Below are 5,698 nucleotides of genomic sequence, written 5' to 3'. Positions count from 1 at the left end.
CGCGACGCTGGTAGCCGCCGCCGCGGTTGTCGTCGCGGCGCTGGTTGCCGCCTCGTGCTCCGCCGGAGGAATTCCGGTCTCGGTCGCGCCCTCGCTGATCTGCCATGCTCAATCCTCTCGTCGGTGCACTGTGGAATTAATCTGCGCAAGTCTAACGCGCGCACCTTCAGGCGCGCGCAGTACCCCGCAACAGAAAGTTGCGGAAAAAGAAAAAGAGGGGTCATTCCTAAAAGGAATGACCCCTCTTCANTTAAGTTAAGTTCGGCGGTGTCCTACTCTCCCACAAGGTCCCCCTTGCAGTACCATCGGCGCAAAGACGCTTAGCTTCCGGGTTCGGAATGTAACCGGGCGTTTCCATCTCGCTAAAACCACCGAAACACTTTCTAACACACTCATCGTATGTCAAGAACCACACAGGGACGCGAACAACTCACACAACAGCAACATACACATACACATACTCAGTGAGAAAATTATTGAAGTCTTCGGCGTATTAGTACCGGTCAGCTCCACACCTTACAGCGCTTCCACATCCGGCCTATCAACCCAGTCATCTACTGGACACCTCACCCCAACAAAGGGTAGGAAGTCTCATCTTGGAGCCGGCTTCCCGCTTAGATGCTTTCAGCGGTTATCCGTTCCGAACGTAGCCAATCAGCCATGCCCTTGGCAGAACAACTGACACACCAGAGGTTCGTCCTTCTCGGTCCTCTCGTACTAAAGAAAGATCTCCTCAAACTTCCAACGCGCGCAGCGGATAGAGACCGAACTGTCTCACGACGTTCTGAACCCAGCTCGCGTACCGCTTTAATGGGCGAACAGCCCAACCCTTGGGACCTACTCCAGCCCCAGGATGCGACGAGCCGACATCGAGGTGCCAAACCATGCCGTCGATATGGACTCTTGGGCAAGATCAGCCTGTTATCCCCGAGGTACCTTTTATCCGTTGAGCGACAGCGCTTCCACAAGCCACTGCCGGATCACTAGTCCCGACTTTCGTCCCTGCTCCACCTGTCAGTGTCACAGTCAAGCTCCCTTGTGCACTTACACTCGAAATCTGATTACCAACCAGACTGAGGGAACCTTTGGGCGCCTCCGTTACTCTTTGGGAGGCAACCGCCCCAGTTAAACTACCCACCAGGCACTGTCCCTGAACCGGATCACGGTTCGAAGTTAGATAATCAGAGTGACCAGAGTGGTATTTCAACAACGACTCCACCAACACTAGCGTGCCAGCTTCACAGTCTCCCACCTATCCTACACAAGCCACACCAATCACCAATACCAAGCTATAGTAAAGGTCACGGGGTCTTTTCGTCCTGCTGCGCGTAACGAGCATCTTTACTCGTACTGCAATTTCGCCGAGTTCGCGGTGGAGACAGCTGGGAAGTCGTTACGCCATTCGTGCAGGTCGGAACTTACCCGACAAGGAATTTCGCTACCTTAGGATGGTTATAGTTACCACCGCCGTTTACTGGGGCTTAAATTCTGTGCTTCGCCAAAGCTAACACTTCCTCTTAACCTTCCAGCACCGGGCAGGCGTCAGTCCGTATACATCGTCTTGCAACTTCGCACGGACCTGTGTTTTTGATAAACAGTCGCTTCCCACTAGTCTCTGCGGCCACCACACCCTTTCGGAGTAAATCCTAATAAGTGGATGGCCCCCCTTCTCCCGAAGTTACGGGGGCATTTTGCCGAGTTCCTTCACCACGATTCTCTCGAACTCCTTAGTATTCTCTACCTAACCACCTGTGTCGGTTTGGGGTACGGGCAACTCAGACCTCGCGTCGATGCTTTTCTTGGCAGCAGAGGATCACCAACTTCGCCATTACGGCTTCCGCGTCAGTTCTCAGGCATCCACGTGGCGGATTTACCAACCACGAACCCTACAACCTTGCCCGGATACAACCATTCACCCGGATTGGCTACCTTTCTGCGTCACACCTGTTAATACGCTACCCGCCCCAGCATAGGTTCGAACGCTCCATCCCCACACCACACCAAAGGCGCAGCAGGGAACTTCAGGCTCTTAGCATCACTGGATTGGATTGGACGGTCTTTCGCCGGTACGGGAATATCAACCCGTTGTCCATCGACTACGCCTGTCGGCCTCGCCTTAGGTCCCGACTTACCCAGGGAAGATTAGCTTGACCCTGGAACCCTTGGTTATTCGGAGGACGGGTTTCTCACCCGTCTTTCGCTACTCATGCCTGCATTCTCACTCGTGTACCGTCCACGACCACGTTCCCGTGCCGCTTCACCCAGTACACGACGCTCTCCTACCCAGCCCAACAAATGGACTGCCACAATTTCGGTGGTGTGCTTGAGCCCCGTTACATTGTCGGCGCGGAATCACTTGACCAGTGAGCTATTACGCACTCTTTCAAGGGTGGCTGCTTCTAAGCCAACCTCCTGGTTGTCACTGCAACTCCACATCCTTTTCCACTTAGCACACGCTTAGGGACCTTAATTGGTGGTCTGGGTTGTTTCCCTCTCGACAATGAAGCTTATCCCCCACTGTCTCACTGCTGCGCTCTCACTTACTGGCATTCGGAGTTTGGCTGACGTCAGTAACCCGGTAAGGCCCATTAGCCATCCAGTAGCTCTACCTCCAGCAAGAAACACGCAACGCTGCACCTAAATGCATTTCGGAGAGAACCAGCTATCACGAAGTTTGATTGGCCTTTCACCCCTAACCACAGCTCATCCCCCCAGTTTTCAACCTAGGTGGGTTCGGTCCTCCACGACGTCTTACCGACGCTTCAACCTGGCCATGGCTAGATCACTTCGCTTCGGGTCTAGAACATGCGACTCAACGCCCTCTTCAGACTCGCTTTCGCTACGGCTACCCCACACGGGTTAACCTCGCCACACATCACTAACTCGCAGGCTCATTCTTCAAAAGGCACGCCGTCACCCCGAAAGGCTCCGACGGATTGTAAGCAAACGGTTTCAGGAACTATTTCACTCCCCTCCCGGGGTGCTTTTCACCTTTCCCTCACGGTACTTGTCCGCTATCGGTCATCTGGAAGTATTTAGGCTTATCGGGTGGTCCCGACAGATTCACACAAAGTTTCACGGGCTCCGTGCTACTTGGGATACTCATCAGCACCAACACACTGTTTCGGATACGGGACTCCCACCCCCTACGGTCAGGCATTCAAACCTGTTCTCCTACACTGCATCAGACACTCGTCGCGTGGTAGCACGACACAACAAGTCCCACAACCCCGACCATGCAACCCCTACCAGGTATCACACACAACCGGTTTAGCCTCATCCGCGTTCGCTCGCCACTACTAACGGAATCACAATTGTTTTCTCTTCCTGCGGGTACTGAGATGTTTCACTTCCCCGCGTTCCCCCTCAACACCCTATACATTCAGGTGCGAGTAACCACAATAAATGTGGCCAGGTTTCCCCATTCGGAAATCCTCGGATCAACGCCCGTTTATCGGCTCCCCGAGGCTTATCGCAGATTACTACGTCCTTCATCGGCTCCAGATGCCAAGGCATCCACCGTTCGCTCTTAGCAACTTCAAAATCACCAAGTACGATACATAAGAATAAGAATCAAAAAAATTTGAACTCTAGAAATCTAGAAACTATTACACCACCACGCACCATCAAGCCACCAACAGCGACTCAACACTACGCGACAGCTAATAAGATGCTCGCGTCCACTATGTAGTTCTCAACATACAATCAGCACCACCCCACACCACCGAACATTCCATTCCGTGGCCTGCAATGGTCTGCAGGAAACCGCCACCCAACCCGAAGGCCTGGCAGTTGACCGGTCCCCAAGGACCCAACAGCGTGCACACCGCGCAACAGCTCCACAACACCCCTTCCACCGGCTCGCGAACGAACCAGGTACTAACGCATCACGTCACTCCCACACTTGCCATATGTTCCACCCTTGAGCACCCACTCACCACATTCGGATGAGACTGGGCACCACGACCACACTGATTGTGACCGTGTCAATGCTCCTTAGAAAGGAGGTGATCCAGCCGCACCTTCCGGTACGGCTACCTTGTTACGACTTAGTCCTAATCACCGATCCCACCTTCGACAGCTCCCTCCACAAGGGTTAGGCCACCGGCTTCGGGTGTTACCGACTTTCATGACTTGACGGGCGGTGTGTACAAGGCCCGGGAACGTATTCACCGCAGCGTTGCTGATCTGCGATTACTAGCGACTCCGACTTCATGGGGTCGAGTTGCAGACCCCAATCCGAACTGAGACCGGCTTTTTGGGATTCGCTCCACCTCGCGGTATCGCAGCCCATTGTACCGGCCATTGTAGCATGCGTGAAGCCCAAGACATAAGGGGCATGATGATTTGACGTCATCCCCACCTTCCTCCGTGTTGACCACGGCAGTATCCCATGAGTTCCCACCATAACGTGCTGGCAACATAGGACGAGGGTTGCGCTCGTTGCCGGACTTAACCGAACATCTCACGACACGAGCTGACGACAACCATGCACCACCTGTATACCGACTGCAAGCAGGGCAACCATCTCTGGAAGTTTCCGGTATATGTCAAGCCTTGGTAAGGTTCTTCGCGTTGCATCGAATTAATCCGCATGCTCCGCCGCTTGTGCGGGCCCCCGTCAATTCCTTTGAGTTTTAGCCTTGCGGCCGTACTCCCCAGGCGGGGCGCTTAATGCGTTAGCTACGACACAGAAACCGTGGAATGGTCCCCACATCTAGCGCCCAACGTTTACGGCATGGACTACCAGGGTATCTAATCCTGTTCGCTCCCCATGCTTTCGCTCCTCAGCGTCAGTAACGGCCCAGAGATCTGCCTTCGCCATCGGTGTTCCTCCTGATATCTGCGCATTCCACCGCTACACCAGGAATTCCAATCTCCCCTACCGCACTCAAGTCTGCCCGTACCCACTGCAGGCCCGAGGTTGAGCCTCGGGATTTCACAGCAGACGCGACAAACCGCCTACGAGCTCTTTACGCCCAATAATTCCGGACAACGCTTGCACCCTACGTATTACCGCGGCTGCTGGCACGTAGTTAGCCGGTGCTTTTTCTGCAGGTACCGTCACTTTCGCTTCTTCCCTACTAAAAGAGGTTTACAACCCGAAGGCCGTCATCCCTCACGCGGCGTTGCTGCATCAGGCTTGCGCCCATTGTGCAATATTCCCCACTGCTGCCTCCCGTAGGAGTCTGGGCCGTGTCTCAGTCCCAGTGTGGCCGGTCACCCTCTCAGGCCGGCTACCCGTCGTCGCCTTGGTGGGCCTTTACCCCGCCAACAAGCTGATAGGCCGTGAGCCGATCCGAAACCGAAAAATCTTTCCAACCAGAGGAGATGCCTCCCTGGCACATATCCAGTATTAGCCACCGTTTCCGGTGGTTATTCCAGAGTTTCGGGCACGTTGCTCACGTGTTACTCACCCGTTCGCCACTAATCCACCCAGCAAGCTGGGCTTCATCGTTCGACTTGCATGTGTTAAGCACGCCGCCAGCGTTCGTCCTGAGCCAGGATCAAACTCTCCGTAAAAAATGAGTTCAATCCAGAATCAAAACACCAAAATTAATCTGGCGATCATCATCCAAAATGTTAAAAAAAGGAACCAAATAAACCAGCCAGCCGAAGCTAGCCAATCACGAGGTAACCATATAAAAAATGGCATATGACAATTTATTTAGTGCACACTGTTGAGTTCTCAAAGACC

The 5,698-nt window shown here is 53.9% G+C and carries 3 rRNA genes; all 3 read right to left on the bottom strand.

Annotated features, from left to right (window positions below):
• Positions 1–259: 259 nt before the first annotated feature.
• Positions 260–376 (bottom strand): 5S ribosomal RNA (gene rrf / locus ID132_RS12200).
• A gap of 97 nt (positions 377–473) precedes the next feature.
• Positions 474–3,543: ribosomal RNA gene (locus ID132_RS12195) — 23S ribosomal RNA — on the bottom strand.
• Between the two features lie 457 nt (positions 3,544–4,000).
• Positions 4,001–5,523: ribosomal RNA gene (locus ID132_RS12190) — 16S ribosomal RNA — on the bottom strand.
• Together the 16S, 23S and 5S rRNA genes form the textbook arrangement of a ribosomal RNA operon.
• Positions 5,524–5,698 lie beyond the last annotated feature (175 nt).

Origin of the sequence: Gulosibacter sediminis (genome assembly GCF_014904065.1) — a bacterium.
Taxonomy (GTDB): domain Bacteria; phylum Actinomycetota; class Actinomycetes; order Actinomycetales; family Microbacteriaceae; genus Gulosibacter; species Gulosibacter sediminis.
The sequence above is the reverse complement of the archived record's forward strand: the minus strand, read 5'-3'. Positions and strand labels throughout refer to the sequence as shown.